27 protein-coding genes, 1 pseudogene and 1 riboswitch are annotated in these 26,778 nt (G+C 33.9%); of the genes and pseudogenes, 8 read left to right on the forward strand and 20 right to left on the reverse strand.

The genetic code is table 11. The features are described 5' to 3' along the window. Nucleotides 1-298: 298 nt before the first annotated feature. The 4 genes from TX86_RS15730 to TX86_RS26345 all read right to left on the reverse strand — a co-directional run bounded on the left by TX86_RS15730 (nucleotide 299) and on the right by TX86_RS26345 (nucleotide 4,684). Nucleotides 299-1,039, reverse strand: a complete 741-nt coding sequence (locus TX86_RS15730) for a GGDEF domain-containing protein (protein ID WP_052343694.1) — start codon at nucleotides 1,037-1,039, stop codon at nucleotides 299-301. Beyond that, the gene (locus tag TX86_RS15735) at nucleotides 1,036-1,671 is read right to left on the reverse strand and encodes a hypothetical protein (RefSeq protein ID WP_154663119.1); all 636 of its coding nucleotides are present in this window, start codon (nucleotides 1,669-1,671) and stop codon (nucleotides 1,036-1,038) included. The genes TX86_RS15730 and TX86_RS15735 overlap by 4 nt, the downstream gene beginning before the upstream one ends. Nucleotides 1,672-1,790: 119 nt before the next feature. Then, nucleotides 1,791-4,310, reverse strand: a complete 2,520-nt coding sequence (locus tag TX86_RS15740; protein WP_081707680.1) for a bifunctional diguanylate cyclase/phosphodiesterase — start codon at nucleotides 4,308-4,310, stop codon at nucleotides 1,791-1,793. Nucleotides 4,311-4,534: 224 nt separating this feature from the next. Beyond that, nucleotides 4,535-4,684, reverse strand: coding sequence for a hypothetical protein (locus TX86_RS26345; RefSeq protein ID WP_154663120.1), 150 nt, complete (start codon nucleotides 4,682-4,684; stop codon nucleotides 4,535-4,537). A gap of 168 nt (nucleotides 4,685-4,852) precedes the next feature. Between TX86_RS26345 and TX86_RS15745 the strand changes: the two genes are divergently transcribed. From TX86_RS15745 to TX86_RS15760, 4 genes are all read left to right on the forward strand, one after another. Further along, nucleotides 4,853-6,226, forward strand: coding sequence for an FAD-dependent oxidoreductase (locus TX86_RS15745; RefSeq protein WP_042349827.1), 1,374 nt, complete (start codon nucleotides 4,853-4,855; stop codon nucleotides 6,224-6,226). Nucleotides 6,227-6,247: 21 nt separating this feature from the next. After that, the gene (locus tag TX86_RS15750; RefSeq protein ID WP_042349829.1) at nucleotides 6,248-6,697 is read left to right on the forward strand and encodes a winged helix-turn-helix transcriptional regulator; all 450 of its coding nucleotides are present in this window, start codon (nucleotides 6,248-6,250) and stop codon (nucleotides 6,695-6,697) included. 209 nt (nucleotides 6,698-6,906) lie between these two features. Next, entirely contained in the window at nucleotides 6,907-7,494 is a 588-nt protein-coding gene (locus TX86_RS15755; protein WP_042349830.1) for a TVP38/TMEM64 family protein, read from the forward strand. A gap of 207 nt (nucleotides 7,495-7,701) precedes the next feature. Then, on the forward strand, nucleotides 7,702-8,358 hold the full coding sequence (locus TX86_RS15760) for a cupin domain-containing protein (RefSeq protein ID WP_042349831.1): 657 nt from the start codon (nucleotides 7,702-7,704) through the stop codon (nucleotides 8,356-8,358). Nucleotides 8,359-8,571: 213 nt separating this feature from the next. On the opposite strand, the gene TX86_RS15765 is transcribed toward TX86_RS15760, so the two are convergent. The 5 genes from TX86_RS15765 to arcA all read right to left on the reverse strand — a co-directional run bounded on the left by TX86_RS15765 (nucleotide 8,572) and on the right by arcA (nucleotide 13,825). Continuing rightward, complete coding sequence (locus TX86_RS15765; RefSeq protein WP_154663121.1) at nucleotides 8,572-8,895, reverse strand: hypothetical protein; 324 nt, start codon at nucleotides 8,893-8,895, stop codon at nucleotides 8,572-8,574. A 105-nt stretch (nucleotides 8,896-9,000) separates the two neighbouring features. Further along, complete coding sequence (locus TX86_RS15770) at nucleotides 9,001-10,536, reverse strand: YfcC family protein (RefSeq protein ID WP_042349834.1); 1,536 nt, start codon at nucleotides 10,534-10,536, stop codon at nucleotides 9,001-9,003. 86 nt (nucleotides 10,537-10,622) lie between these two features. Then, nucleotides 10,623-11,558, reverse strand: a complete 936-nt coding sequence (arcC, locus tag TX86_RS15775; protein ID WP_042349835.1) for a carbamate kinase — start codon at nucleotides 11,556-11,558, stop codon at nucleotides 10,623-10,625. 14 nt (nucleotides 11,559-11,572) lie between these two features. Beyond that, nucleotides 11,573-12,568 (reverse strand): ornithine carbamoyltransferase, encoded by a 996-nt coding sequence (gene argF, locus TX86_RS15780; protein WP_042349837.1) that lies wholly within the window; start codon nucleotides 12,566-12,568, stop codon nucleotides 11,573-11,575. A 36-nt stretch (nucleotides 12,569-12,604) separates the two neighbouring features. Continuing rightward, a complete protein-coding gene (gene arcA, locus TX86_RS15785) occupies nucleotides 12,605-13,825 on the reverse strand; it encodes an arginine deiminase (protein ID WP_042349838.1) in 1,221 nt (406 codons plus the stop codon). A 237-nt stretch (nucleotides 13,826-14,062) separates the two neighbouring features. Here arcA and TX86_RS15790 point away from each other — a divergent pair, with 237 nt between their 5' ends. Next, complete coding sequence (locus TX86_RS15790) at nucleotides 14,063-14,521, forward strand: helix-turn-helix transcriptional regulator (RefSeq protein ID WP_042349840.1); 459 nt, start codon at nucleotides 14,063-14,065, stop codon at nucleotides 14,519-14,521. A gap of 148 nt (nucleotides 14,522-14,669) precedes the next feature. On the opposite strand, the gene TX86_RS15795 is transcribed toward TX86_RS15790, so the two are convergent. The 10 genes from TX86_RS15795 to TX86_RS15835 all read right to left on the reverse strand — a co-directional run bounded on the left by TX86_RS15795 (nucleotide 14,670) and on the right by TX86_RS15835 (nucleotide 22,407). Beyond that, nucleotides 14,670-15,944, reverse strand: a complete 1,275-nt coding sequence (locus TX86_RS15795; protein ID WP_081707682.1) for a TRAP transporter large permease — start codon at nucleotides 15,942-15,944, stop codon at nucleotides 14,670-14,672. Then, entirely contained in the window at nucleotides 15,941-16,438 is a 498-nt protein-coding gene (locus TX86_RS15800; RefSeq protein WP_042349842.1) for a TRAP transporter small permease, read from the reverse strand. The genes TX86_RS15795 and TX86_RS15800 overlap by 4 nt, the downstream gene beginning before the upstream one ends. A 14-nt stretch (nucleotides 16,439-16,452) precedes the next feature. Further along, nucleotides 16,453-17,490 carry a TRAP transporter substrate-binding protein gene (locus TX86_RS15805; RefSeq protein WP_439096814.1) on the reverse strand — a complete coding sequence of 346 codons (1,038 nt, stop codon included), beginning with the start codon at nucleotides 17,488-17,490 and terminating at the stop codon, nucleotides 16,453-16,455. 10 nt (nucleotides 17,491-17,500) lie between these two features. Then, nucleotides 17,501-18,388, reverse strand: coding sequence for a hydroxymethylglutaryl-CoA lyase (locus tag TX86_RS15810; protein ID WP_042349844.1), 888 nt, complete (start codon nucleotides 18,386-18,388; stop codon nucleotides 17,501-17,503). Further along, nucleotides 18,389-19,591 (reverse strand): CaiB/BaiF CoA transferase family protein, encoded by a 1,203-nt coding sequence (locus TX86_RS15815; RefSeq protein ID WP_042349845.1) that lies wholly within the window; start codon nucleotides 19,589-19,591, stop codon nucleotides 18,389-18,391. Next, nucleotides 19,588-20,295 (reverse strand): GntR family transcriptional regulator, encoded by a 708-nt coding sequence (locus TX86_RS15820; RefSeq protein ID WP_042349847.1) that lies wholly within the window; start codon nucleotides 20,293-20,295, stop codon nucleotides 19,588-19,590. The genes TX86_RS15815 and TX86_RS15820 overlap by 4 nt, the downstream gene beginning before the upstream one ends. 394 nt (nucleotides 20,296-20,689) lie before the next feature. Further along, a complete protein-coding gene (locus tag TX86_RS27045; protein WP_195892898.1) occupies nucleotides 20,690-20,842 on the reverse strand; it encodes a hypothetical protein in 153 nt (50 codons plus the stop codon). Between the two features lie 69 nt (nucleotides 20,843-20,911). Further along, nucleotides 20,912-21,520 carry a TVP38/TMEM64 family protein gene (locus TX86_RS15825; RefSeq protein WP_195892899.1) on the reverse strand — a complete coding sequence of 203 codons (609 nt, stop codon included), beginning with the start codon at nucleotides 21,518-21,520 and terminating at the stop codon, nucleotides 20,912-20,914. A gap of 147 nt (nucleotides 21,521-21,667) precedes the next feature. After that, on the reverse strand, nucleotides 21,668-22,027 hold the full coding sequence (gene crcB / locus TX86_RS15830) for a fluoride efflux transporter CrcB (RefSeq protein ID WP_042350552.1): 360 nt from the start codon (nucleotides 22,025-22,027) through the stop codon (nucleotides 21,668-21,670). Nucleotides 22,028-22,032: 5 nt separating this feature from the next. Continuing rightward, a complete protein-coding gene (locus TX86_RS15835) occupies nucleotides 22,033-22,407 on the reverse strand; it encodes a fluoride efflux transporter FluC (protein ID WP_042349849.1) in 375 nt (124 codons plus the stop codon). 47 nt (nucleotides 22,408-22,454) lie between these two features. Next, nucleotides 22,455-22,514: riboswitch (Fluoride riboswitch) on the reverse strand. 157 nt (nucleotides 22,515-22,671) lie between these two features. Here TX86_RS15835 and TX86_RS27050 point away from each other — a divergent pair. The 3 genes and pseudogenes from TX86_RS27050 to TX86_RS27855 form a co-directional block, all read left to right on the forward strand. Next, nucleotides 22,672-22,827: a hypothetical protein gene (locus tag TX86_RS27050; protein ID WP_195892900.1), complete on the forward strand. Its 156-nt coding sequence runs from the start codon at nucleotides 22,672-22,674 to the stop codon at nucleotides 22,825-22,827. A gap of 350 nt (nucleotides 22,828-23,177) precedes the next feature. Next, nucleotides 23,178-23,465 carry a hypothetical protein gene (locus TX86_RS15840; RefSeq protein ID WP_042349851.1) on the forward strand — a complete coding sequence of 96 codons (288 nt, stop codon included), beginning with the start codon at nucleotides 23,178-23,180 and terminating at the stop codon, nucleotides 23,463-23,465. Nucleotides 23,466-23,576: 111 nt separating this feature from the next. Then, nucleotides 23,577-23,805 (forward strand): annotated as a pseudogene (locus tag TX86_RS27855) (DUF2935 domain-containing protein); the annotation flags it as partial. Here TX86_RS27855 and TX86_RS15845 read toward each other — a convergent pair. Further along, nucleotides 23,698-26,757, reverse strand: a complete 3,060-nt coding sequence (locus TX86_RS15845) for a hybrid sensor histidine kinase/response regulator (RefSeq protein ID WP_052343695.1) — start codon at nucleotides 26,755-26,757, stop codon at nucleotides 23,698-23,700. The pseudogene TX86_RS27855 and the gene TX86_RS15845 sit on opposite strands and share 108 nt — an antisense overlap. Nucleotides 26,758-26,778 lie beyond the last annotated feature (21 nt).

The raw sequence follows: 26,778 nt of genomic DNA on the forward strand, positions 1-26,778 counted from the left end.
ACTACTTTAAACCTTATATTTTGAAATTTTTCAATGATATATTCGTATATTAACACAAAATACAGTTATTTAGAAATTTTCTGAATATTTATTGGTCTAAAATCACTTTGCTACGTAACCACTGTCTTAATTCTTTTGGAATATTCGCCTATTCGACTTAATATAATAATATATAATCAAAACATTTTCAACAATTTGAATTATATTAAAATAAAAAAGAGCAATCTTCACTTTTGATTACTCTTTTTTGTAGAATTCTACTATCCAAATTCATTGCAAGGAGTAGTATATCTAGCATCTAACTCCTTTTAACACCTCTATTTGAAACATAACTTACAAAACTTGAGCAATCGTAAATATGAACTGTATTTCTTCCTTTATTCTTTGAATGATACAATGCAGTGTCTGCCTGCTTATAAAGCTGATTAAAACTACTCTTTTCACTGATTGCTTTGGAAACACCTATACTTGCTGAAATCGTATGCAATCTGCCACTAGAATCCTCAAAACTTTTAAAAAACCTTCTTAAAATATCTTCTGCCTTTTTATAAATAAAATCCTCATCATATTGCATTGACATAAAGACCATGAATTCATCTCCGCCTATACGGCCGACAATATCATCCTTTCGAAATATCCATTTGAGCTCTTCAGCAAGCTGTTTTAATACTTCGTCACCCTTGGCATGTCCAAAATAATCGTTTACAGACTTAAAGTTATCTACATCAATAATAATTAAAACACCATTTTCCATTTTAAGTTTTTCAGAAACAAGGAATTCTGTTGTTACTTTATTATAGAGACCTGTTAAACCATCTTTTTCAGCCCTATTTTTAAGTAATAATTCTTCTCTTTTTTCATGATCTATATCCACGAAATAAGCAAAAATTAAAATATCATTTGTTTGGTCATCACAAATAGTATTAGTAATGACTTGAACCCAATAATATCCTTCTACTTTATCTAATAGGCGAAATTCAAGTTCATGTCTAACAATGCCTTGATGATATTCTAATATTAAATTATTGATCGACATCATACATAATGATGATAATTTTCTTGTTTTTTGATTTCTGCCTGTAGTTGTTGATTTTTTAATTTCACGCTAAGTAACGTGCTATTAGAAATACTATAAAAAATGATAATGTATATTCCGATTAATATCGTAATAAACTTCAATACTTGGTCTTGATATGCAAAAACGATAAACATATCATAAGCATACACTTGGGAGTTTATTAGCAAATAAATCGTACAAACCGTTAACCAGATTAATAAGAAAAAACTCTGATCATCACGGTTTATTACTAAACGAATCTTTTCAATCGGAATAACTCGCATTACTATTAAAGTCGCAACCATCAGAATGAAGAGTGAAATCATTAGAGTAAGCAAAAAACCTTCGTTATTTGCTAGTATGGTTGAAACAGAACAATTAAAAAGCCAAGCTGTTCCAGATAGTATTATAGTTCTAATTGCAATAATATGACTGATAAAGATTGTCACAATTAATAGTTTTCTACTCAACTTATTTTTATAAAAAAAGAAAAACTCAACTAACAGCACAATATAAAGAATGGTATAAGTGAATAAAGAACCACTTTTTTCAACATGAACTACAAACATCATTATGAAAAGATTAATAAGAGAAGTTCCCATTCTAGTTATCATTTTTCGTTCTTTCTGAAAAATTTTATCTAAGAAGAGAAAAATAATAGAATTATAAACAACAAATAAGCATAAAGTAAAAAGTTCTATACCTAAAAGTAAAACATTGCTGTTCATAAATTTTATAACCCGAGCTCTCGATACGGTAGCGGTTTAGAAAAGTAAAAACCTTGTGAAAATCGAATACCAAGAGCCTCTACCCTTTCTTGTATTTTTTTATTTTCTACAAACTCCGCAACAAGATTGGCATTCAATTGATTCCCTAAAAATACGATGTTTTCTAAAACCTTTTGATTAATCAGATTACAATCGATGTCTCTTATTATGCTTCCATCTACCTTAATTAAATCAGGCTCAATTTTTACAATCTCTATAAAATTCGAGTATCCACTTCCAAAATCATCTACAGCAATCTTCACTCCATACTGACGAACGACATCAATAAAGTTTCGAAGAACATCCATATCTCTAAATTCTTCATCCTCAAGAATTTCAAAAATAATATTACTAGCATCGCCTATTTGTTCCAATTCATGATAAATAAATTGACGGACTTCTTCCAGATTAATATCATCTGCCGAAAGATTAATTGATATAACGGACTTCTCCCCTGCAAATAAAGTTAACACTTTTTTAATCATTAATGTGCTTAATGTCGAGTATAAATGATATTTCTTAGCAATATCCATGAACTCAAAAGGATTATAAATCTTTCCATTTTCATCCTCTATACGCATTAATGCCTCGTATTTGTTAATCTCTTTCTTTTCATTGTCATAAACACCTTGAAAATAGGGAATCACTTTTTGCTTTTCAATCACTTGATTTAAAATCTGTATCATTTCCATTTCATGTTCAAGCTTTTGATTTGTATCCGTATTATCATCAAATATTAAAAAATTCGTTTGTGAATTTTGATAGTAACCTAAAATACCCAACCCTTTTTCTAATAAATCTTTTTGATTCAGTACTACTACAAAACGGTTAATCAATATCTCATCCTTTTCATCTAGTTTGATAAATTGGAATTGATCATACATTGATTTAATAATATCCATAAACTCCTGTTGATTAAGTTCAAAATTAGCAACCACATAAACAATACTATCATTATGAACATAATAAAAAAGTTTATCTCTCTTTTCTATATTTGAAGCAAATTCACTTACAAGTCTCAACGCTTTCTGTATGATTCGATAGTAACCTTGTCTTCCAAATCTAGACACGAGCAAACTACTACTTTCAATCTGTACCATACACATTTTATCAAAATGATAGATTAAGTCATCTTGTGCAAATTTAATCGTATTTTCCAATCCCATATTAACATCGACATATAATTGCTGCTTCATCATTTTTTGCTGTTGAATAAGCTGTTCTATCAATAATTCATTTTCCTTGCTCATAGCAGTACTTTGCTTTTGCCAAACAAAACTTAATAAGCGTTGATTATCATCTTTTATTTTATTTAAATCTTCAAACACACTAAAGTCAGGATTGATATAGATATCCTTTTCTGCCACTCCTACTAAACTACAGGAGCCATTCAGAAACTCATTTTTCCCATCAATGTATCCAATTTCCCCCATCATAAAGACACCACAAATTCCAGTGTTAGCAAACGGACTTAATTCCCATTGTGCGCAATTTCCAAGATAAAGCTTTCTAAAAAGACAAGAATAACAAAACAAGCTTTCAATTGGAGTATCTACGATATGATGGCAAATATCTAAACATTCTTGAACACATTTAGTCGGACTCGTATAACCGATACGAAACTTAGTTTGATTATTAATCTGTGAAAAATAGAGAGACATTTTTTTAGAAGCAGAATCATACTTAATAAAACGACTTGCCCCACCGTGCCCCTCTAAAACCATTGGGAAATGAACGATATCATCATTTTCAGCTATAAGCTGCCAATCTGAGTATTCCTTTAAATCCTTCATACCAAATTGCTCTCTGCACCAATCAACGGCTGGCTTATGATCAATTTCTATCAATAAAGCACCATCACAGTTATTCACTTCATAAACAGGGCTAATTGGTTCATGCGCTATATTGACTTCATTAAATACATATAGCTCTTCGTTACTAAGAGCCGCTGTAACAATACCATTCTCAATAATACCGTGTTCTGTGAAAACATATGCCGGTATATTGTTAGGTAAAATATCCCCAACAATGCCTCCAACCAATTTTGTCGTCTTGTTTAATTTATTAAATTCCTCTATACAGTTATGAATATCATAGTAATGATCACCACAGAGAAGATGCATCAATGGAACCGATACACCCTCAATGGTATCTGAAATCTCTTTTGCAACTTCTATTGCACTCTTTCCTAAAAAAGTATGTGTGTTTATGGATACTTTTGTTAAATCAAACTGTTCGACTATTATTAAGGTCTCGTCATCATACTGTTTTCCATGATAAATAATTCCACTTCCACTAGCACCAACAATATGCGCTTCTGGCAATACCTCCTTCATTTCTGATGCAATTTCAACAGCTTCATCCCCGGTACATATAGCAGTGTAAATTCTAACAAGACATTCCTCTTGTATATTGATATTTGTACCGCCCAATAATCGTTTAAATCCATCTTTACTTTTATAAAGAGTACTTAAAACTTTCATCATTTTTCTCCTTACGTAAAAATATGAATTTTCATTATACAAATATCACTATTCTCTATTTCCATATAACTCTATTATAAAATGAATACATCAATATACCCCCTCTAATTAATTCAACTTTATGAACTATCTAACATTTTATCCCCTATATAGAAAAAACGTAGGAATAGTAGAGTAAACATACATCATTTCTGCTTTAATCATATACTCTTCTTTTGCTTACTTCATTACTTCATTACTTCTTTATTACCCTCTCTAATCAAAAAAATGTCCGCTTTTGCTGACCACTTTATATAAAAGAAGCACTTTCCAAAACCAATTGGAAGTCCATACAGCAATGCTTTTATTCCATAAAACATGCTTTCGTAATTCATCATTTTATTAAATCCACCCGGAGTCATTCCCACAGATTTCAGTATTCAATCTTAAAATTAGTCTTATAAACTTTAAAAAATAAAGTTACTTGAAAAAATAAAGTGACTATGTTACATTATGAGCATAAAGAAAATATTTCAGACAGAATATAACACCAGGAGGAAACAATCATGGATAAATATGATGCTATTATTATTGGATTTGGTAAAGGCGGAAAAACACTTGCTGCTGATTTAGCTAATCGAAACTGGAAAGTAGCTGTAGTGGAACGCTCAGCTAAAATGTATGGTGGAACATGTATTAACATTGGATGTATTCCAACAAAATCATTAGTTCATCAATCAAAACAAGGTGAAATAAAACAACTAAATAATTTTGCTGACCAAAAAAATTATTACGAAACAGCAATTGAAAATAAAAACCAACTTATTTCATTTTTACGTCAAAAGAACTTTGACAATTTAGATAGCAAAGAGAATATTACTGTATTTACTGGAAAGGCATCTTTCCAATCTGCTCGTGAAGTAGTCGTACAAACTGAAACAGAATCAATCGTTTTATCAGCTGAAAAGATTTTTATCAATACTGGTGCAGAAACGATTATTCCTAATATTAAAGGATTAAAAGAAAGTAAATCTGTATACACAAGCACTTCTATTATGGAACTTAGCCAATTACCTAAACGATTAGCAATTATTGGTGGAGGCTATATCGGATTAGAATTTGCCTCAATGTACAGTGGATTTGGATCAGAGGTAACAGTTATTGAAGGTTCATCTACCTTTATTCCAAGAGAAGACCGAGATATTGCTGGCCTAGTGAAAGAAGCATTAGAGAAAAAACATATCACTATTAAAATGAGTGCCAAAGTTCAAGAAGTTAGAGAAGAGAATAACGAAACCATTATTTCATATAATGTTGATGGAGACACTTATGAATTAGCAGCGGATGCTATCCTTTTAGCAACTGGAAGAAAACCAAATGTTGACGGTTTAAACTTAGAAGCTGCCGGTGTTGAAATAGATGAAAGAGGCGCTATTAAAGTAGACAGCACTTTAAGAACATCCGTACCTCATATATGGGCAATTGGTGATGTAAAAGGCGGATTACAGTTCACTTATATTTCGCTCGACGATTATCGAATTATTAAAAATGACTTATTCGGGAATAAACAACGACAAGTAAATGATCGAACTACAGTACCTTATAGTGTTTTCATTGACCCACCTCTTTCAAATGTAGGTTTAGGTGAAGATGAAGCTCGAGAAAAAGGGTATGATATTAAAGTAGCAAAACTACCAGCGGCTGGTATTCCACGTGCTCGCTTAATTAATGAAACAACAGGCTTAATGAAGGCTATTGTCGATGCAAAAACAAATAAAATTCTTGGCTGTTCCCTGTTCTGTGCTGAATCAAGCGAAATCATTAATATTGTCGATATTGCAATGAAAACAGGACAAGATTATACTTTCCTAAGAGATCATATCTTTACACACCCTACTATGAGTGAGGCTTTAAACGATCTGTTCTCTCAAATTAAGTAAGTACTTGGAGAATGACTATATATGAAAAAACAATATAATTTAAACTGCAACATCGCTCAAACTTTAAATATCATCGGTGATAGATGGTCGCTGTTAATCTTACATGAACTGTTACTGGGCCGTACAACATTTAAAGAAATACAATCAGGTCTTGAAAGCATTCCAACTAATTTATTATCTGAACGATTAAAGCGATTAGAAAGTGATGGACTTATTGTAAGCTCATTATATCAATCACATCCACCACGATATGCATATAAGTTAACAGAAAGTGGAGAAGACCTTAAAGGTGTCTTTAATAGCTTCATTTTATGGGGAAGCAAGCATTTAGACCCTGCCTATAAGAAATTAATTCATAATGAGTGTGGGCATACAGTAGAAATTCAATACTTCTGTAGCCATTGTGGTAAGACCGTACATGAAGATGAATGCAGTAGTTGTGAATTCATTGTTAATAGTGATGACGAGTAATAATACTTAAATTCCGAAAGAAGCTATTTGGTTTTGCTATAACATACTATGAGAGCAAAAAGCATAAGAGGCGTGTCAAAAGTGATTAGAAATTACTTTTGACACGCCTCCTTCTTTTTCTTCATAAATTCTTAAGATATTTCCTACCTTTATCTTTAACTCTTTTTCGTACACTTGTTGTACCACATTGTAGATAGGGGAAATATATTATGAATTTACAAGCAATGAACCCTTCTGACTTTATAACAACACTTACTTTAACATATAAACAAATCGGACCTATTACGGCTATGTTACTTTGTTTCATGGAAGCTTTCCTTCCATTTTTACCACTTTCCGCTTTTGTCATGGCCAATTCTGCCGCATTTGGTCTTATTGAAGGGTTACTTCTATCATCTCTAGGCTCCATACTTGGTGCATGGGCAGTATATGGCATTTTTCGTTTTTTTGGAAATAGAAAATGTTTGCGGAAATATATTGAACATCGCACTGTTCAAACTTACATGAATCGCTTAGAACAACATAGCTTTATTATTATCGGTTTTCTCTGTATGCTACCTGTTTTTCCGAACTCTGTTATTACAACTGTTGCTGGCATTACAAAAATGAATTTCAAGAAATTTGCTTTCGCATCTGCATTTGGCATAACAGGTTTAAATACTATTTTCAGCCTAGTAGGTTCCGACTTACACGCATTCCTGCACTCTCCATTAAAGGTTCTTACAGTTATTGCGGTATTTTTTAGCATTCATTTAATTGGAACACAGATGAAGAATCGGATGCTTTCAAACAGTTAATAGAGAAAACCAGTAATCCTATACATTTGTGTAAGATTACTGGTTTATTAATCTTCTACGAAAATCTATATCTTAATATAAAGGCATTCTTTCATTTGTTTAGCTTTTTCCACTACCGATAAACCTTGCACCACATAGGTAAATAACTCATATCATGCAAAGAATGTGATTCCTACACATTACAATAAAAAAAGGTGGGTTCTCACCATGGTATCCAATGTAGACTATACTTCACCTTCTGCACAATTCTCATTTGATCTAAATAACAACACTTTATTCAAAAAAGACAATCAAAACTTCATTAATTTATTAGGAATTAACCAATTAAACACTCTAGAAAATGTCTCATTATTAGATATTTATTTAAGTAAGAATAATGTTGTCGAGCCACATTACCATCAAAATGCTGCAGAATTAGTATATTGTATTTCGGGAGCCGCTACTGTTTCTATACTCAATCCATATACAAAAAAGATTAAAAACTATCCTATTAAACCTGGTCAAGTAGCCAATGTTCCACAAGGCTGGTGGCATTATGAAGAAGCTACTGTTAATGACACACATTTACTAGCCATATTCGATGCACCAACACCTGAAGTTATACTCGGTTCAGACATTATAAAACTAACTCCTGCTAATATTATGGCGAAAACGTATTGTATGGATGAAAAAGAATGGAAGAAAGCAATCTCCCCTATAACACCTGGAACATATATCGGTCCTCCGAAAAACTGCACAAAACGTACAAAAACTACTTCAAACCAATATGCAGATCAATACATGAATTATTACAATACCCCTAGATATAACATTCCAACTTACTATTGGTATCCTTATCAACATGCATTACCTTATTATTACTAAACAGATTACTGTGTTAAGAGCCGACGATTTCCGTTGGCTTTTACTATTTATTTGACTTACAAATAAATAAACCATTTAAAATCTTTTTTGAATTAATTATCCATTTTTTAATAACAATTCCTCATTTGCAGTCGATTCAATATCTGAAACAATATGGGTAGATAAAGTAAATAGACAGCATCGCTGCTGTCTACGCCTAGAAAATTTATGTGATTATATATTCTTTTTTAATAAATTAAAAGCTGATAATCTGTTCAAAACAGAAACTAATAATACAGGAACATACATATAGACAATAATTCCTTTCAGATTAAAAAAGAAAATCATTAACATAACCGTTCCTACAATAGAAGCGATAAAACTAATACGCTTAGGTAAACGAATAAAGTATAGCGTAATAATTCCATTCATCATACCGAAAAGCAATAGCATGATGGAAATAATAAGAAAGGTATTAACCGATTGTAAGGAATCATTCATATTTGGAGATGAGCCAAACAAAAGAACAAATGCAAATGTTAGCGCACCAAATATCATATATATATTCCCCGTTCTTTTTCTTGAAAATATAAGAACAGCAGTGAAGATAAAAAAGACAACCGAAAAAAAGCTGATAATTCCCAAGTTACTCATCCTTCTTTATTAGAAAATCATCATACCAACAGCTAATATGGCTATAGAAGCTATAAAGATAGCTATAAGAACCTTCCAAACAAATTTTAACCAAGTAGAATATTCAACCTTCGCAATACTTAACCCACCCATTACTACGCCTGAAGTTGGCGTGAAAAGATTCACAAAGCCTGATCCAGCGCTAAAAACCATAATCATCACTTCAGGAGATAAACCTAAGCTTTTTGTTAAAGGAGCAAAAATCGGCATTGATACGGTTGCCAATCCTGATGATGAAGGAATTAAGAAAGACAAACCTATGTAGATTAAATAAGCCATGCCTACAAACGCAATTCCCGAAATTCCATTTAGTACATTCGATGCTTTATCTAAAATAAATAAATCTAATCCTGAATTCGACATGATAAAAGATATTCCTCGGGAAATTCCTAAAATTAATGCTACGCCTACCATATCAGCTGCACCAACAATAAATGAATCCACAAGATCTTTTTCACTCAGGCGGTATACCATACCCGTAACTATTCCCATAATCGCAAACCATGCAGCTAATTCAGGGAAAGACCATTGTCCAAGAGGAGAACCCGTCAGCATACCTGTATATTTAGCAAAGAACGTTACGCCAAAATCTTCCCAAGGAACAATTCCGAGAATCATAACGAGAAACGAAATACCAAATAGAACTAATACTAATTTTCTTCTTCCGGTAAATTCCATCGTTTCCTCATTGTTATTACCATATGATTCCTTTGCATTTTTCCATTCTGATTCTGTTAATAATGATTTCGAATTATCATTTTTCACCTTTTTGGCATAAGACATTACGAAGAAAATAGCTATCGCTAGCGTTACAAGCCATAACATCACACCGAGGATAATAATCGTTCCTTGATTAATTGCTACTCCTACTGACTTAGCTGATGCGGCTGCTACACCTGGTGCAAAAGGATTTACAGTTGAACCTAATGTTCCACATCCCGCTCCAAGCATAATGGTTGCTGCGGCAACGAGCGGATCAAATCCCACAGCTAGCATCGTAGCTGTTATTAAAGCATAAAAAGCTAAACTTTCCTCAGCCATACCATACGATGTTCCACCAAGGGAAAAAATAATCATCAAAATCGGTATTAATATTAGTTCTTTACCTTTCATTTTATTTACAATCGCAGCTACACCTGCATCAAGTGCTCCTGTTTTCGTAACAACACCTAGAAATCCACCAATTATAAGAATGAAGAAGGCAACATCAATGGCTCCCGCAAGAGATCCTTCATTTGCTACATTAATATAATGACCTTCTGCACCTTTTAAATAATCTAATGCTTGTGGAATCCCTTCATTTTGCATTTTTTCACTAATGTTTTCTTGTATCGTAGAATCTTTTATTCCAATCATTCCTGTAATAGGAGCCATTAGTACATCGCTAACTCTAGCAGGAATAACTTGAGGTACAAATTGAGTGACAAGCCCCACAATAATGGTCAACGCAAGAAGTACTGTATAAGCGGTTGGAAACTGAAATTTCTTCTTTTTCTTAGTTGTCATTCTGTCCACCTTCTCATCAATAATTTATATATCTACAAATGGATGACGCCAAGAGGTCGTCATCCATTTGTAAGTAATCAATTTACTTATGCTTCAATAATCGTACCTGTTACTCCTTGTAAAGCATCTTTCGCTCTCTCTAATGAGGTGATAATAGCTTTTCCTCCAGGAGTATTTCTTACAAAACTTAGACAAGCTTCAACTTTTGGTAACATCGAACCTGGAGCAAAATGACCTTCTTTTATATATTGCTCAGCTTCAGCTACCGTCATTTTAGCTAAATCTTTTTGATCTGGCTTATTGAAGTTGATAGCAACTCGATCGACAGCAGTTAAAATGATTAGCATTTCAGCATTTAGGTCTTGCGCCAATTTGGAGGACGACTTGTCCTTGTCAATTACAGCTGCTACACCTTCATAGTTGTTATCACGTTTAACTACTGGAATTCCTCCACCACCAACTGTTATAACAACATCATCTTGATCGATAAGTTGCTTAATAACATTTAGTTGGACAATATCTTTTGGTGCTGGTGACGGTACAACACGTCTAAATCCACGTCCTGCATCTTCAACAAATGAATAGTTTTTCTCTTTAGCTATCGCATCAGCTTCTTCTTTGCTATAGAACATGCCGATTGGTTTTGTTGGATTAGTAAATGCCTCATCATTAATATCCACAACTACTTCTGTAATAATACATGCAACTTCCTTATTAATATTACGATTCGATAATTCCTGTTTGATGGCTTGTTCAAGGTGATATCCAATATAACCTTGACTCATTGCACCACATTCAGGAAAAGGCATTGGAGGAGTGTTTGCACCATTTGTTGCTGCATACTCCATCGCAAGATTAATCATGCCGACTTGTGGTCCATTTCCATGACCAACAATAACTGTATTACCTTCTTCTACTAAATCGGCAATGGTTTTCGCTGTATGTTTCACTAATTCAAGTTGCTCTTCTGACGTATTTCCCAATGCATTTCCACCTAAAGCAATAACTAATCGTTTACCCATTCACTTAGTCTCCTTTATGAACCGATGGTTGCAACTATAATGGCCTTAATTGTATGCATTCTGTTTTCTGCTTCATCAAATACAACGGATTGTTTTGATTCAAATACCTCATCTGTAACTTCGATTTCTGAAATATTGAATTTCTCCCCGACCGTTTTACCAACCTCTGTTTTTAAATCATGGAAGGCTGGTAAGCAGTGCATGAAGATAGCTTCAGGGTTTGCGTTATCCATAACAGCTTTATTAACCTGATATGGTTTTAATAATTTCAGACGGCTATCCCATACTTCATCTGGCTCACCCATTGATACCCATACGTCTGTATAGATTACATCTGCGTTTTTCGTACCAGCCGAAACATCTTCCGTTAATGTAATCGTAGAACCGGATACTTTCGCAATTTCTTTACATGTTTCAACTAATTCATCATGAGGGAATAATTCCTTAGGCGCACACGCCGTAAAGTTTAGACCCATTTTCGCACAAGCAACCATTAATGAGTTACCCATGTTGTTTCTTGCATCTCCCATATAAACGAAGTTAACGCCTTTTAATCTTCCGAGTTTTTCTTCAATGGTTAATAGGTCAGCAATCATCTGCGTAGGGTGGAATTCATCCGTTAATCCGTTCCATACAGGAACACCGGAATAACGTGCTAAATCTTCCACAATTCCTTGTGAGAATCCACGATATTCAATACCATCGTACATTCTTCCTAAAACGCGTGCTGTATCAGCAATCGATTCCTTTTTCCCCATTTGTGAAGAACCTGCATCTAAGAATGTAACTCCCATTCCTAAGTCATAAGCAGCCACTTCAAACGAGCAACGTGTACGTGTCGATGTTTTCTCAAATAAAAGTACGATATTTTTTCCCTTAAGCGTGTCATGACAAATTCCTGCACGTTTTAAGTCCTTCAGATTTTTCGATAAATCAATTAAGTAACGAATTTCAGCAGGGCTAAAATCCAATAATTTTAAAAATGAACGACCTCTTAAGTTAACTCCCATTTGTAATACCTCCAATAAAATGTTCGAATCTAATCATTATTTTTCTTCTCTAAGAAGAGGCATCGACATACAACGTGGGCCACCTCTACCTCTTGAAAGCTCAGACGATGGAATAACATGAATCGTAATTCCATGTTGCTCTAACAGTTCATTCGTAATATAGTTTCGTGAATAAACAATGACATGCCCTGGTTTGATACATAGTGTATTTGAACCGTCATTCCATTGCTCACGCTCAGCCACGATATCGTCTCCACCACCACATGGAATTAAAACAATATCTTCTGTATGAAGATACGTAGAAAGAATTTTGTCTAGCTCCATATTTAACTTCTCAATTTTTAATTCATTAGAACCTTCTCCTTTTGTTAGTTCAAATACTTGAAGAGGTCCTTGAATATGTGGATGGATTGTAAATTTGTTATAATCCACTTGCGTAAATACAGTATCTAAATGCATATACGCACGAGATTTAGGAATATCAATCGCCAAAACCGTAGTAATTAAATTCCCCTCTGTCTTGAAGAAAAGCTGTCTCGCTAATTCTTCAATTGCTTCTGGAGTAGTTCTTTGTGAAATACCTACAGCAATGACTTCTGCTGAGAGATTTAAGATATCTCCACCTTCAATAGCATTATCAAAGTCACGATTGTATACTTTTTGCGTATCATTGTAATCGGGATGATATTTAAAAATATAATCCGCATATATCGTTTCTCGATTTCTTGTAACGGAATACATTTTATTTAAACTGATTTTATCTCCAATGACTGCAAATGGATCTCTGGTGAAGTATAGATTTGGCATAGGATCTGTTACGAAAGGATATTTTTGAACAAAGCCAGCTAAACTTACTTGTTTATCTGCTGGAAGATCTTTTCTTCTAATTCCTGCCATTGTTGTTCTAACTAGCTCTTTATTATCTTGTATTGCGTTTAAATACTCATATACTCTTTTGACTGTACCAGGATATTTAACACCCGCTTCAGCAATAAATTGGTATATAAACTCCTCTTTCACTTTTGAATCATGTAATACTTCAGCCGTTAGATCATCTAAGTAAACAACTTCAACACCATTTTCCTCTAATACCTTTGCCATGGCATCATGTTCACTTTGCGCTTTTTCCAGCCAAGGAATATCATCGAATAAAAGCCTTTCTAAGTATTCAGGAGTTAAATTTTCGATTTCTTTTCCAGGCCTGTGCAATAACACTTTTTTCAACGGCATTATTTCATTTCTTACTACTACTCCCATTGCAAATTCCTCCTTAACGACCTACCTTGTTTAGTCGTCTTGCTTATTATTTTTCATTTCAACAGTAATAGTCTTGGAAATTAAAGATAGGAATTTAAATTGACTGAAAAACCAATAGGCGATCAAAATACAAATCAATATCATTTCATACTAGTTCGTATGATTTATTTTACTTGTTGCACGAAAATAAAAAGTGTAATATTACACTAGATAATACATAAGTTTTGGAGGTTTAAAATGAACAAGGAGGATGTAATTCATATTGTTTCAAAAAAATTGAAACTAATTAGACATGAAAAAGGCTACACACAAGATAAAATGGCTGAAGTACTTGGTATTTCAAAGAAAACTTTAGTGCAAATTGAAAAAGAACGCACTCCCGCTACATGGACTTGTGTAATCGCTGTTTGTGCCTTATTTAAAGACTCTGATGTCATTCAATCTGCCTTAGGCGCAGAGCCATTAGAAGTGATCGAAACATTAGCACACGATAAAATTATTACCCCAAAGGAAAAAACTTTAGGAGGTAAGGTTTGGTGGAAGCAAATAAAGCAGGATAAATCCTTTGTATTGCAACAAAATGTAATTAGCCAACATTTTCGAATTATTGATGATGATAATTATCGTTGGTATAGTTCCTTTAATAAGGATGAAGCCTTTGCTTATTTTGAAGAGCTTGTTAAAAGACTTTATTAGTCATTCATTGATGGATACATAAAAATATAGTTACCAAACCTTTTTAATCGCTAACTATACTTCAAACTAAAAAGGACCTTTCCGTTAGAAAATGTAATTCTAACAGGAAGGTCCTCTTCTTCTTTAAAGAATACTCTTACGTATGAAGTTACTCAACATGATCTCCTAAGAAAGTGACAATATCAGGGAAAAATGAAATAACTACAATGAAGAGAATCATTATTACAGCATAAGGAATAACACCTTTTACAATTTCACTTATGGTATTAGAACGATCGATTCCTTTAAGAACGAATAGGTTCAATCCAACCGGTGGTGAAATTAAAGCTAATTCCATATTAATAACCATAACAATCGCAAACCAGATTGGGTCAAACCCTAATGAAACAATAATCGGATAAATGATTGGTAATGTAATAACCAATATCGAAATGGTCTCCAAAAACATTCCCAGTATTAATAGAACGATGTTGATTAAAATAAAGATAACCCAAGGCGATACATTACTTTCAGTTGCAAATTCCGTAATTGCTTGAGGAATTTGTAAGATTGTCATGATATAACCTAACAACATAGCTCCAACAATAATGAATAAAATCATTGCATTTGATTTAACAGTAGCTAAAATGATTTTTTTTACGTTCTCTAAAGTTAAATTTCGATAAACAAAAGCTGAAATAGCTAAACTTAAAACAACACCCACAGCTGCAGCTTCTGTTGGAGTAAAGATTCCACTATAAATTCCACCAATAATCAGAATTGGTAATAGGAGGCCCCAAATAGCAACTTTAACAGATTCCATTCGTTCTCCCCACGTAGCAGGTGTATCCTTAATATGTCTCGTTTGATAAGACGAAAAGATCATGAATAAAAGAGTCAATGCAATCCCTGGAACAATACCTGCCATAAAAAGCTTACCGATTGATTCACCCGTTACTGAGCCATAGATAATCATTGGAACACTTGGAGGAATTAGGATACCTAATGTTCCCCCTGCCGCAAGAAGCCCTAATACATATTTTTTATTATATCCTCGCTTTACCATTTCCGGTAATGCTACAGACCCAACGGTAATAGCTGTCGTGACACTTGAACCGGAAATAGCGGAAAAGATTGCACAGCAGAATAATGTTGCTATAGCTAGTCCACCTGGTAAATGCCGAAACCATCTGCTTGCCATTTCATATAAATCACGACCTACACCACTGACAACTAATATTTGACTCATAAGGACATACATTGGCAATGCAGTTAATGTAAAATCATCCAGTGATTTATATGAAATAATCGGAATCTGAGAAAATGATATAACTCCTCCATTAAAGAAATACATACCCGCAATGGCTAACAAACCTAATGCAAACGCAACTGGTACCCCAATGAGCAATAGCCCACCTAATGTGCCCATAAAAAATATATTCACAAATGCTCGCCTCCTTTATGGATTCCTCCGTCTACAATCTGAAGAATAAAAGCTAAACAAAGCAAGAATCCCCCAGCAGGAAGAAATAATTCAGGCAAGTACATAGGAATTCTCAATAATGACGCAGATGTAACACCTAATTCCATCGTTGTCATTGAATGATGAAAACCAAAATAAGTGAAAATAATACTAAATACTAAACCAAGTGCATTAGAAACGTAGGCAAGTACTGTCTTGAAGCGATCATTTACATTATTAATTAATAAATCTACAGTAATATGTGCGTATGCTCGTACAGCATAGGCACTTCCTAAAAAGCCACTACCAATAATGGCATAAATTGATAACTCAGTAGCCCAGATCGTTGGTTGATTAAAGAACGCCCTTGAGATTACCTCGTAAAATATCATAAAAGTTGTGAGGAGGATAAGTAGCCCAGCTAAATATGCTCCAATATTAATAAGTAAATCGGACATTCTATAAAGCAATTTCATACACTATACCCTCCTTACTGCTTATCAACCATTTCTAATAGTTCCTTCCCAGTATCACCTGCATTTTTAGTGAAAGCATCCCACGCTGGTTTTGCTGCAGCTTTCCATTGTGCAAGATCTTCTTGAGGTACTACATATACTTTCATTCCTTTTTTCTCTAACTCTTTTGCTGTACGCTCGTCTTCTTCTTTAGCTTGCTGACGAATCCAATCTTCTGTTTCTTTTGCTGTTTCCGTTAATAATGTTTGTGTTTTTTCTGGAAGGCCATCCCAATACTTTTGATTCACAGCCAAAATAAATTCTAAGTATGCATAATTATTGATTGTTAAATATTTTGCTACTTCATCATATTTACGTTGTAACATCGCTGTTGTACCTGATGTAGCACCATCTACTGTATTACGTTGAAGTGCCATATATACTTCTCCGCCTCCCATAAACACTGGTGAAGCCCCATAAGCTTTAATCATTTCAGATGGAATATCTCCAATACTACGGATTCTTAAACCTTTGAAATCTTCAGGCTTTTTTAAAGGTCTTTTGTTATTTGCGAATTGAGCGTATCCATAATCTGCAAATAATAACACTTTCGCTCCCTTTTCTTCCATTGCGCCTCGTAATTTATCACCGAATTCACCATTTAATGCTTTCCCTGCTGCATCATAATCTGAAAAAACATAAGGTACATCAAAAATCCCCATAGCAGGAACTGTACTTTCCCATAACGTAGAAGAGTTCACACCCATTTCTACACCACCAGATAAAATAGATTGATTCATATCTTTGTCACTAAGTAATTGACCTGCTGGATAAACTTGAACCTTTACTGCTCCATCTGACTTTTCCGTTACATCTTTAGCAAACTGTTCAATCCCCTTTGAAATATGGTGATCTTGAGGTAAGTTATAAGCTAAGCGAATAGTCGTTTTCTCATAACCATCTCCACTTGCACCTGCACCCTTACTTTCTTTTTCCGTTTTTGAGCTACAACCTACTAAAGCAATAACAATAATCATTATAAATCCAATTGTTTTCATGAAATTCTTCATCATGTACCCCTCCTTATTTTCTTTCTACGTGACGAATGCGCCCTAAAGGATTTTTAGTAGAAAGACTAGCTGCATAATCTGCGGCATCTAATAGTTTTGCAAAATCAATTCCTGTATCGATATTCATTCTATGAAACAAATAAACTAAGTCCTCTGTTGCTAGATTTCCCGCTGCCCCCGGTGCAAAAGGACATCCCCCTATCCCAGAAACAGCTGTTTCAAATATGCGAACACCCGCTTGATAAGATGCATAAGCATTCGCTAAACCTAGTCCTCTCGTGTCATGTAAATGGATAGCTATCGGTGTTTCACCAGCTATATCTAAAACTTTTTTCATTAACCGATGTACATGATCAGGTGTAGCAATACCAATTGTATCTGCAATACCAATCCTGTCTGCACCAGCCTGTTTTGCACGTTTAACAAGCTTCAATACTTGATCTTCAGACACATTATTTTCATAAGGACAACCAAAGCTAACCGCGATAGAAAAACACGTTTGAATACCATCTTTTCGAGCTTGCGCTACGAGTGACTGAAACTGCTCCATGTTTTCATCAATTGTTAACCCTATATTTTTCTGATTAAATGTTTCTGTCGCTGAACTCACCCAATTCACTTCAGAAAGTGAATGATTTCTCGCTCGTTCATATCCCTTTAAATTTGGAATTAAAGCAATGGATTGTAAGTCTTTCATGCCAGCAATTCCTACTAACACATCTGAAGCATCTGCCATTTGTGGAACCTTTTTCGGATGAACAAATGAAGTAGCCTCAACTGTTCGAATTCTTGCTGCATGTAGAAGCTTTACTAATGTTTCTTTTTCTTGAGTAGTCACTTGTTTAGGTTCATTCTGCAATCCATCTCGTGGGCTAACATCAATTATTCGAACTGCTCCCATCTAAATAACACCCTGTTCTTTAAGCTTTTTTAACTCTTCAGCAGAAAAGCCCATATATTCTTTAAAAACTTCCTCATTGTGTGCACCTAAGGCTGGACCAGTCCACTCAATATCTCCAGGTGTTTCTGATAGTTTCGGTACAATGCCAGGTACCAATGCTTTTTTACCATCCGGCAAAACTATTTCTCTCAGCATATCTCTGACCTTATACTGTTCATCCTTAACAATATCTTCAATGCCATAAATAGGGCCTACAGGAACAGATGCATTATCTAAAATTCGTTGCGCTTCTTCTAACGAATAGCGTTTCGTCCATCCTTCAATAACAGTATCAATAAATTCAGCATTATCTGCTCGTCCTTGGTTCGAAGAATATGTAGGATGATTCGCTAAATCTTCTCTTCCAATTACCGTCATTAAACGTTGGAAAATCTTATCCCCATTTCCTCCAATTACGATATGTTTTCCATCAGCACATTCATATGTATTAGACGGAGCAATCCCTGGTAAAGTTGATCCTGTTCTCTCTCTTTCTATTCCCATTAAGTCGTATTCAGGAAGAATTCCTTCCAATAAGCTAAAGACAGATTCATAAAGAGCTATATCGACCATTTGCCCTTTTCGATTCTCGTCTTGATCTCTTGCACGCAAAGCCATCAATGTACCAATGACAGCATACAGGCCAGCCACCATATCGCCAAGAGAAACCCCTGCTCGCACAGGAGGTAAATCAGGATAGCCTGTTAAATTTCGAAGTCCTCCCATCGCTTCTGCCACACTACCAAACCCTGGCTTCTCTCGATAAGGCCCTGTCTGACCATAACCGGAAATCCTTGTCATAATTATCGATGGATTTACTTTACGCAATTCTTCTAAACCCAGTCCCCATTTTTCCAATGTTCCTGGCTTAAAATTCTCAAGGACAACATCCACTTTTTCAGCTAACTGTTTAATGATTTTTTGTCCTTCTTCACTTCGCATATTAGCTGTAATACATTTCTTATTACGCGATTGAACATACCACCATACAGATGTGTCATTGTGCATGACTCTCCAATTCCGAAGCGGGTCTCCTTTCGATGGCTCTTCAACTTTAATAACTTCTGCTCCAAATTCCGAAAAAAGCTTTCCAGCGAATGGAGCTGCGACAAAGTTGCCTAACTCAAGAATTTTTACCCCTTCAAGTGGTTTTTTCTTTGTCATTTCCCATCCTCCAAGATTTTTCTATTAAGCTGCGAAAACAAATTGTAGTCGTTTTCGATATGAGTTTTCATTAAGTGCTTTGCTTCTTTAGCATCTTGTTTTTCAATTGATAAAAATATTTGTTGATGTTCCCTCGTCGCTGCTTCCGCATGATGAGGTGTTTCTTCAAGAAAAACTTTACGATAGAAACTAGTTATTCCTCGAAATTGCATTACCATAGATCTTAAAAAAGGATTATTACTAGCAGTGGCAATTGCTTCATGAAAATTTGCACTAGCATCATGAACTTTTTTGAAACTAGTATCTTCCGTAACTTTTCCCATCTGCATTAAATATTGTTTGATTGTTTCTAACTGCTTTGGACTACGCCTCAAAGCTGCATAATAAGCAACGACAGGCTCTAATTCGATACGACATTCATACAAAGATTGAAAATCCTTAATTGTTGGTTGAACAACTGTTACGCCTCCCGATGAATGAACGATTAATAAACCATCTTTTTCTAGCATCCGAATTGCTTCTCGAATAGGGCTACGGCTCACACTTAACTCATTTGAAATAGTAGTTTCAATTAATCTCTCACCTGGTTTTAGTTGTCCAAGCATAATTCTCTCTCTAAGAAACTCATACACTTGCGATTTTAATGTGCTTCCTTTTTTCACAGAGTGAATAATAGAAACCTCCTTTCTGTCGACAGTATACATAAAGTATTTTTAGAATAGTCAAAACATTATGTATAGTCAATTGTTTTTTGTTATTTTTATTCATTTTTAGATATTAAAAGAATTTTTAGGAATTATCCCCTTTCAGAAGAGAAATATATGTATTTAAATTCAGGACCAATGACATAATAGAAGCTCATTATATTGAGTTTTAAAAACTTGGAGTTAAAAGGGAGATTATCACAGATATTATATGACAATAATTAAAAACAAATCGACAAAAAAGGGAGAAAATAACTTTCTCCCTAAATTCATTAGCATACATATCAATATCTCTTACAGTTTCTTTAACGCTTTCGATTGACAGTTTTAGAAAATATCAAACAAAACGGGAGAACCAACCCCTTGCACATTCCTAACTTAGTCGCCAAATAAATCACAAGTTTTCATTTACTTGTCCAATTTCTTTAGCAGCTAAATCAATGTTGGCATCTTCCTCTATTCTTAATTTATCAATCGAATCTCCAGAATGCTTTAAATCATTTTTTACGAGCTCTTTTTCTTTATAGCCTTTGAAATTCTTATCCATATATACGAACTCCTTTTTTGAATACTTCACGTCTCATTTTTTACTGTTTGATTTATTATAGAGATTTATTCAAAAATCACGCTTTACTTGAGATAATCTTTTTTGTACGATTTTTCCTATCATTACTAATGCAATAATCAAAATAACAATGATGACTAGTTCCCAATGATTTGTTGAGATATTAGTTACTCTTACTCCTATAACGGATAAGATGAAAAATAATACAAGAATACCTAATGCTGAAGCTGGAGCAAACTTTCGAAAGCTCATCCGATTAATCCCAGCTAGCATAGAGACAATGGAATTAATAATGATTGGTACGAAACAGCATAATGCGATTAAGAAAAAACCTTTATTCTCTAGCCATTCAGTGTATTTTTTGACTTTCTCTTTTTGACGAAGACTAACGAAAAAAGGCAAATTGCCGAAGTAATAAAAAGTTGCGTATAAAGCCCAATTCCCAGCTAAAGATCCAATGTAAGATATTAAAATCCCTTTTGCAAATCCAAAAGCAATAGCGTTTAATATGACAAGACCGCACAAAGGAATGAACGGAAAAAAGGCCTCTATAAATATGATTAAAATAATCCTCAGCGGCCCTAAAGATTTATAAGTAGTAACAACGGTATCAAGATCTGTAATTGATGTGTGTAATACAAAATGTTCTATGTTCTTCACTCCCCATGGGATTGATGTAAATGGAATCATTTCTATGATACATTCCATTATTGTGTTATTTAATTGGAGTGGAAAATGACATTTATCATCTGTAATTTAATATTGGTTGTATTTAGTCAAAGAATGCATCGAATCTATTTCAACACTTCAAAGTAAATGACTACCAATCAAATAACCCAAATATGCAAGACCGATACCGAATCCATAAGTCATAATTGTATACAAAAGAAATATCCGATTACGCTTATTAATATACAATTGAGTCATTTCTAGCTTCAAAGTAGAAAACGTTGTAAAAGCTCCTAAAAAACCTGTTCCAAATAAAAGTAATATGATCGAATCAGCCTTAGCACCAGTAATGAATCCTAGAAAAAAAGCTCCGACTATATTTACAGTAAGCGTTCCTATCGGAAAAGCAGATTTGGATTTAGTATTTAGATGCATACTAATGGAATACCTAGCAATCGCTCCAAAAAAACCTCCTAATCCAACTATAAGTACATACAAGCCACTCACGATTTACGTACCTCCTCACCCACATCAAATCCAATTCTACTCATTACAAGTCCACCAACAATACTTATAAAAATATATAAAAAGCCTAAAAATATATCATTGTTTTTAAATAATTGCACTGTTTCTACACTTAAGGTTGAGAACGTTGTAAACGAACCTACAAATCCCGTTCCGATTGCGGTTGTAATAGCTTTAGACAGAGAAATCCTTCTAAATAATTTCGTAGTCAACCATGCCAATAAGAAACTACCAATCAAATTTATACATAATGTTGCATATGGAAATACGCTATCTGTAAATAAAAACACGCCAATTATATATCTTAAAATCGCGCCTAGTGCACCCGCCATACCTATGTACAAATAAACCATAAAACTAACCCCCATTTCTCTGAAATAAAAAGACTCCTGCCAGTAATAAACCAGCAGGAGTCATTAGCATTTAGCAGTTAAAGGTGAACTCCATCACCTATAAAATACGTTTCTACATGTATTATAAGTCATAAATTTCCCAAAGTGAATACTTACCAGTAATGTACTTTACTCAAATTCTTATATGTAGAAATCAAAACACATCTTACATAAAAAAAGTCGAAAGAGCAAAACTTATAGATAGAACCGAAAGGAGAGTTGATTATGGGTCGTGGTAAAAATTTCAACCATAAAGAGAAAGGACATCCTGGAGACTTTCCAAAACATAGCGTAGTTGAAGGGAAAAATAACGTTATATACGGAAAACCAATTGAAAATATTCTTCCAGAAGAGAATTTTAAAAATCGGCTAAAGGATTAGTTAAATGAATAATCGCTAATAGAAAAAGCAAGTGAAAGATTCCTCCTCCTTTCACTTGCTTACTGCATATCTTCTTATCCTTCTTCCGTTTCAGGAAAAACACTTAATATAAGTATCCACACTTACCTTGTACATACTGAAAGAATAATCATTTCTCCTCTTCTGTTCCTTCTACTTTAGCCATATCATTCAATCCCCAGTACAGCAACATATATAACAATTGACTAATACTATAATAAAGTCTCTTTTTTTAAGTATTCAACCACCCCTCCTATCTCCCATTATTTACCTGATTATTTTATAAAATGATCCTGTTTATAATGTAAGAACAACACCTGAAGGAGAAAAAAATGAAGAAAAAAATTGCAGTAAGTATGTTGAGTTTATCCATGGTTGCTGGAGCAGGAACAATTGTATCAGCTAATCAAGAAACATATACAACTAAAACACCTTGGATTACGGAGAAGTTCTTTTCTGTACCATCAGCTCCTACTCAAGAGGAATATCAATATCAGGATAATGTGGAATCGAATACTGAACAAGAGATATATTCTAAACACTACAACATGAAATCTCGCTCAAGCCACTCCTCTCAGAATATTTCATACAATAGTAACACTAAAGAATGCTGTCTTTAAATATTAAAAGGGCTCCCTAAAGCAATTTGAAATTTCTTTTAGGGTGCCTTTTATGAACTAGGAACTTACCTTCAAAGAATTAATCCACTAAAATGTACTTCAATATAGTGAAATGCTACAGTTAAGCTTAAGGGTTCAAGAAAGTAGGCTTGGAACTCGTTCAAACTTGTCAGATTAAAGGTATGATTAATCCGCTTCTTGCTGACCATGTTTACGGAAATCAGTCCATTTCCTATTCACCTTTAGGAATAAAAAAGCTAACCGCTGTACCCTCATTCAGAACACTCTGAATAATAAGTCCACTTCCATAAAGTTGTTTCAATCTTTTATCAGTGTTTAATAAACCAATTCCTTGCTGTTCATTTAGCGGATAAGTCAGAAGCTCTTGTAATTGGTTTTCTGTCATCCCAACTCCATTATCAACTATAGATATAAGAACTCCTTGTTGTTGGTGGTTAATACCTATACGTACTGTACCGCCGTTTGAACGTTTTAAAACTCCATGATTTATGGCATTCTCTACTATTGTTTGAATGGTAAGCGGTGGTACTTGGGCATCGAGTTTGTCATCTATATCCCACTCAACCTTCAATCGATCTCGAAAGCGCTCTTGCTGGATATAAATATAAGATTGTACTAAGTCGAGTTCATGCTGTAATGGAACTACCGGATTTAAATTTTGCATATCGAAGCTTGCTCTCAAGTAATTATCAAACTCCGTTAATAAATCTATCATTTTAGAAGGATTTACCTCACTTAGAGCCGCTATCGTATTGAATGTGTTGAATAAAAAGTGAGGCTGGATTTGAGCTTGTAACCAAGCTGCTTCCATTCGAACTCTCTCATTAATAGATAATTTTAATTGTGTTAAAGATCTAACTCGAGCTGTTAGTTCAAGTTTTTCAACTGGCTTCATAACATAGTCATTTGCCCCATAATAAAAGCCTGCCTGAATACCTTCGAAGTGACTACGTGCTGTTAACAATAAAATTGGTAGTTCAGATATTTTAAACCTTTCTCGAATCTTCTGAGTTAATTCATACCCAGACATATAAGGCATCATAACATCAGTAATTACTAAATCCCAATTTCCCTTATCTAATAATTCTAATGCTTCCTTGCCACTTGTACATGTGACAACATTAAATGTTTCTGCTTCTAAGATTGTTTCTAAAATTTGTAGATTAATAGAATCATCATCTACAACTAAAACTTTTAGAACATCTTCATTTAGCTTAGTTGGTTCCTTCACACGTTCAAGTTGCTCTTTAACGTCATCAAACATAACTATACTTTCTAATGGCAGTTGTTCTTCAGTTGGGATTGTTTGAAGAGTAAACATAAATATCGAACCTTTACCTAGAGTTGAACTTACTGATAAAACTCCCCCATGTAGTTTAACTAACTGATCACAAATACTTAGTCCTAGACCTATTCCCCCAGCAATTGATGTCATACTAGAGTCAGCTTGTTTATACGGTTCAAAAATAGATTCGATTGTTACTTCATCCATCCCAATACCTGTATCCTCTACCTTTATAAAGGCTTCTCCATCTCTTACATCACAAGAAATGATAATCTTCCCATAGTTGGTATATTTAACAGCATTGTGAACTAAATTAAATATAATTTGAAACAAACGATTTTCATCCGCTCTTACGATGAGAAATAATTCCGAATCATGAATAATAAACTTGATATCTTTACCTTCTGTCATAAAGCGTAACGTATCAAACACATTTAAAACAACCGATAACAAATTCACTTGTCCCATTTGTAATTTTATAGAACCATCTTTTAGTTTTGTTATATCAAGTAGGTCATTAAGAATAAGAGACATTCTTTGACTAACTCTCATAAGAAGCTGCAAATTCTGCTTATTCTCTGCATTTAATTGATTCTTCTCACTTTCATAAACAGTTTGAACTATGTTCATAATTCCATGAAGAGGGTTTCTTAATTCATGAGAAGTATTTGCAAGAAACTCCTCTCTTTTTTTATCAATAGCTTGCAATTCCGAAGCCAATTCATTATTCTTTTTTGAAGTATCAAAGAAACGTTTAAACCAATAGGTTGAAAATGTAATAACACCTATAATGATATCAAGTGGATAGTATGGAAAGTAATCAACAATGCCTATAACTCTCATTGCACCCCAAAGATAACTAGACGTTACACAAATGGTTGCCCAAAAATAAAAAAGAAATTCTTTCCTTGCAATGGAAACACCCTTAAATACATACCATAAGCCTAGCATTAAACCAAAATACAAAATAATTGCATAGCCAAACATAGACTCTTTCTTAAATGGGTCAACCAATATACATATAAGAAAAATAAAATATAGTATTTGATAGATGTTAGCTACTACCCTTACGTACGATTTTTCATCTATCTTCTTATCACGTAAACTCTTCACAAATTGTAATAAGAAGTAAACGCTACTCAAATAAGAAAAATAGTATAAAATCATCCACCATTTATAAGAAATACCTGGGAATAAATAAATTATGATTCTATCATCATCTATTAAAACACTTAAAGCTACACATATAAAAGCAATGAATAAATACAAAAATTCCTTCTTTCTAACAAAAAACAAAAAGATGATTAGTGTATATATTCCATGTAAAAGCAATACACTCACTGATAAAAACTGCATCGAAATGGATGTTAATTTTTCTTTTTGTATCGCTGAATATGTACCTAGTTCAACTGATTTTAGCATTGCTCCTAAATAAGGATAAACCTGATTTGACACATAGACTACAAGATCAATTTCTTTCTGATTATGTCCAACATGTACATTCATAGGGAGGTAATTGATGCTCTTCGCATCTGTTCCTTTTAATTCTGGTATATCTATTTTCTTACCGTTAACATAAACGATAGATGATGTACGCAAATCTTTGAAATAGATACTATAGTTCTCTGTATTTTGTGGATTTAACAATATACGAACACGGTATGTGCCGTATTGATATCGGGAAATATCTTTATCATTAGCATTATCAAGGAAATTTTCAGGCATAGATATCCTCGACGAATGTAGCTTTGATAGTGAAAGTTCCATATTAGTCGGATCAATCCATCCCCCCCAAAAAAACTCCCATTCCCCATCAAGTGAAATAGTTTCATTGTCTTTAATTGTTACTTCCCTCAAATCAAGAACTCCATTATTTACTTCAGGATAATCCGTTTTCTGATAGTAAATAATCCAGCACAATCGAAAACCAATAAACATAACGAAAGCTATTAAAACAATTATCAGGGTGTCTTTCTTTTTTACCATATTCATCTATTCCCTTGTTTT

It is taken from the genome of Bacillus massiliigorillae, from assembly GCF_000380245.2.
Taxonomy (GTDB): Bacteria; Bacillota; Bacilli; order Bacillales; family DSM-1321; genus Bacillus_AD; species Bacillus_AD massiliigorillae.

Bases quoted from the DNA above. Each gene is read 5' to 3' on its own strand.
- TX86_RS15730 (WP_052343694.1), bottom strand. From the start codon at position 1,039: ATGATGTCGATCAATAATTTAATATTAGAATATCATCAAGGCATTGTT.
- TX86_RS15735 (WP_154663119.1), bottom strand. From the start codon at position 1,671: ATGATAACTAGAATGGGAACTTCTCTTATTAATCTTTTCATAATGATG.
- TX86_RS15740 (WP_081707680.1), bottom strand. From the start codon at position 4,310: ATGATGAAAGTTTTAAGTACTCTTTATAAAAGTAAAGATGGATTTAAA.
- TX86_RS26345 (WP_154663120.1), bottom strand. From the start codon at position 4,684: ATGATGAATTACGAAAGCATGTTTTATGGAATAAAAGCATTGCTGTAT.
- TX86_RS15745 (WP_042349827.1), top strand. From the start codon at position 4,853: ATGGATAAATATGATGCTATTATTATTGGATTTGGTAAAGGCGGAAAA.
- TX86_RS15750 (WP_042349829.1), top strand. From the start codon at position 6,248: ATGAAAAAACAATATAATTTAAACTGCAACATCGCTCAAACTTTAAAT.
- TX86_RS15755 (WP_042349830.1), top strand. From the start codon at position 6,907: ATGAATTTACAAGCAATGAACCCTTCTGACTTTATAACAACACTTACT.
- TX86_RS15760 (WP_042349831.1), top strand. From the start codon at position 7,702: ATGGTATCCAATGTAGACTATACTTCACCTTCTGCACAATTCTCATTT.
- TX86_RS15765 (WP_154663121.1), bottom strand. From the start codon at position 8,895: ATGATATTTGGTGCGCTAACATTTGCATTTGTTCTTTTGTTTGGCTCA.
- TX86_RS15770 (WP_042349834.1), bottom strand. From the start codon at position 10,536: ATGACAACTAAGAAAAAGAAGAAATTTCAGTTTCCAACCGCTTATACA.
- arcC (WP_042349835.1), bottom strand. From the start codon at position 11,558: ATGGGTAAACGATTAGTTATTGCTTTAGGTGGAAATGCATTGGGAAAT.
- argF (WP_042349837.1), bottom strand. From the start codon at position 12,568: ATGGGAGTTAACTTAAGAGGTCGTTCATTTTTAAAATTATTGGATTTT.
- arcA (WP_042349838.1), bottom strand. From the start codon at position 13,825: ATGGGAGTAGTAGTAAGAAATGAAATAATGCCGTTGAAAAAAGTGTTA.
- TX86_RS15790 (WP_042349840.1), top strand. From the start codon at position 14,063: ATGAACAAGGAGGATGTAATTCATATTGTTTCAAAAAAATTGAAACTA.
- TX86_RS15800 (WP_042349842.1), bottom strand. From the start codon at position 16,438: ATGAAATTGCTTTATAGAATGTCCGATTTACTTATTAATATTGGAGCA.
- TX86_RS15805 (WP_439096814.1), bottom strand. From the start codon at position 17,490: ATGATGAAGAATTTCATGAAAACAATTGGATTTATAATGATTATTGTT.
- TX86_RS15810 (WP_042349844.1), bottom strand. From the start codon at position 18,388: ATGGGAGCAGTTCGAATAATTGATGTTAGCCCACGAGATGGATTGCAG.
- TX86_RS15815 (WP_042349845.1), bottom strand. From the start codon at position 19,591: ATGACAAAGAAAAAACCACTTGAAGGGGTAAAAATTCTTGAGTTAGGC.
- TX86_RS15820 (WP_042349847.1), bottom strand. From the start codon at position 20,295: ATGTATACTGTCGACAGAAAGGAGGTTTCTATTATTCACTCTGTGAAA.
- TX86_RS27045 (WP_195892898.1), bottom strand. From the start codon at position 20,842: ATGGATAAGAATTTCAAAGGCTATAAAGAAAAAGAGCTCGTAAAAAAT.
- TX86_RS15835 (WP_042349849.1), bottom strand. From the start codon at position 22,407: ATGGTTTATTTGTACATAGGTATGGCGGGTGCACTAGGCGCGATTTTA.
- TX86_RS27050 (WP_195892900.1), top strand. From the start codon at position 22,672: ATGGGTCGTGGTAAAAATTTCAACCATAAAGAGAAAGGACATCCTGGA.
- TX86_RS15840 (WP_042349851.1), top strand. From the start codon at position 23,178: ATGAAGAAAAAAATTGCAGTAAGTATGTTGAGTTTATCCATGGTTGCT.
- TX86_RS15845 (WP_052343695.1), bottom strand. From the start codon at position 26,757: ATGGTAAAAAAGAAAGACACCCTGATAATTGTTTTAATAGCTTTCGTT.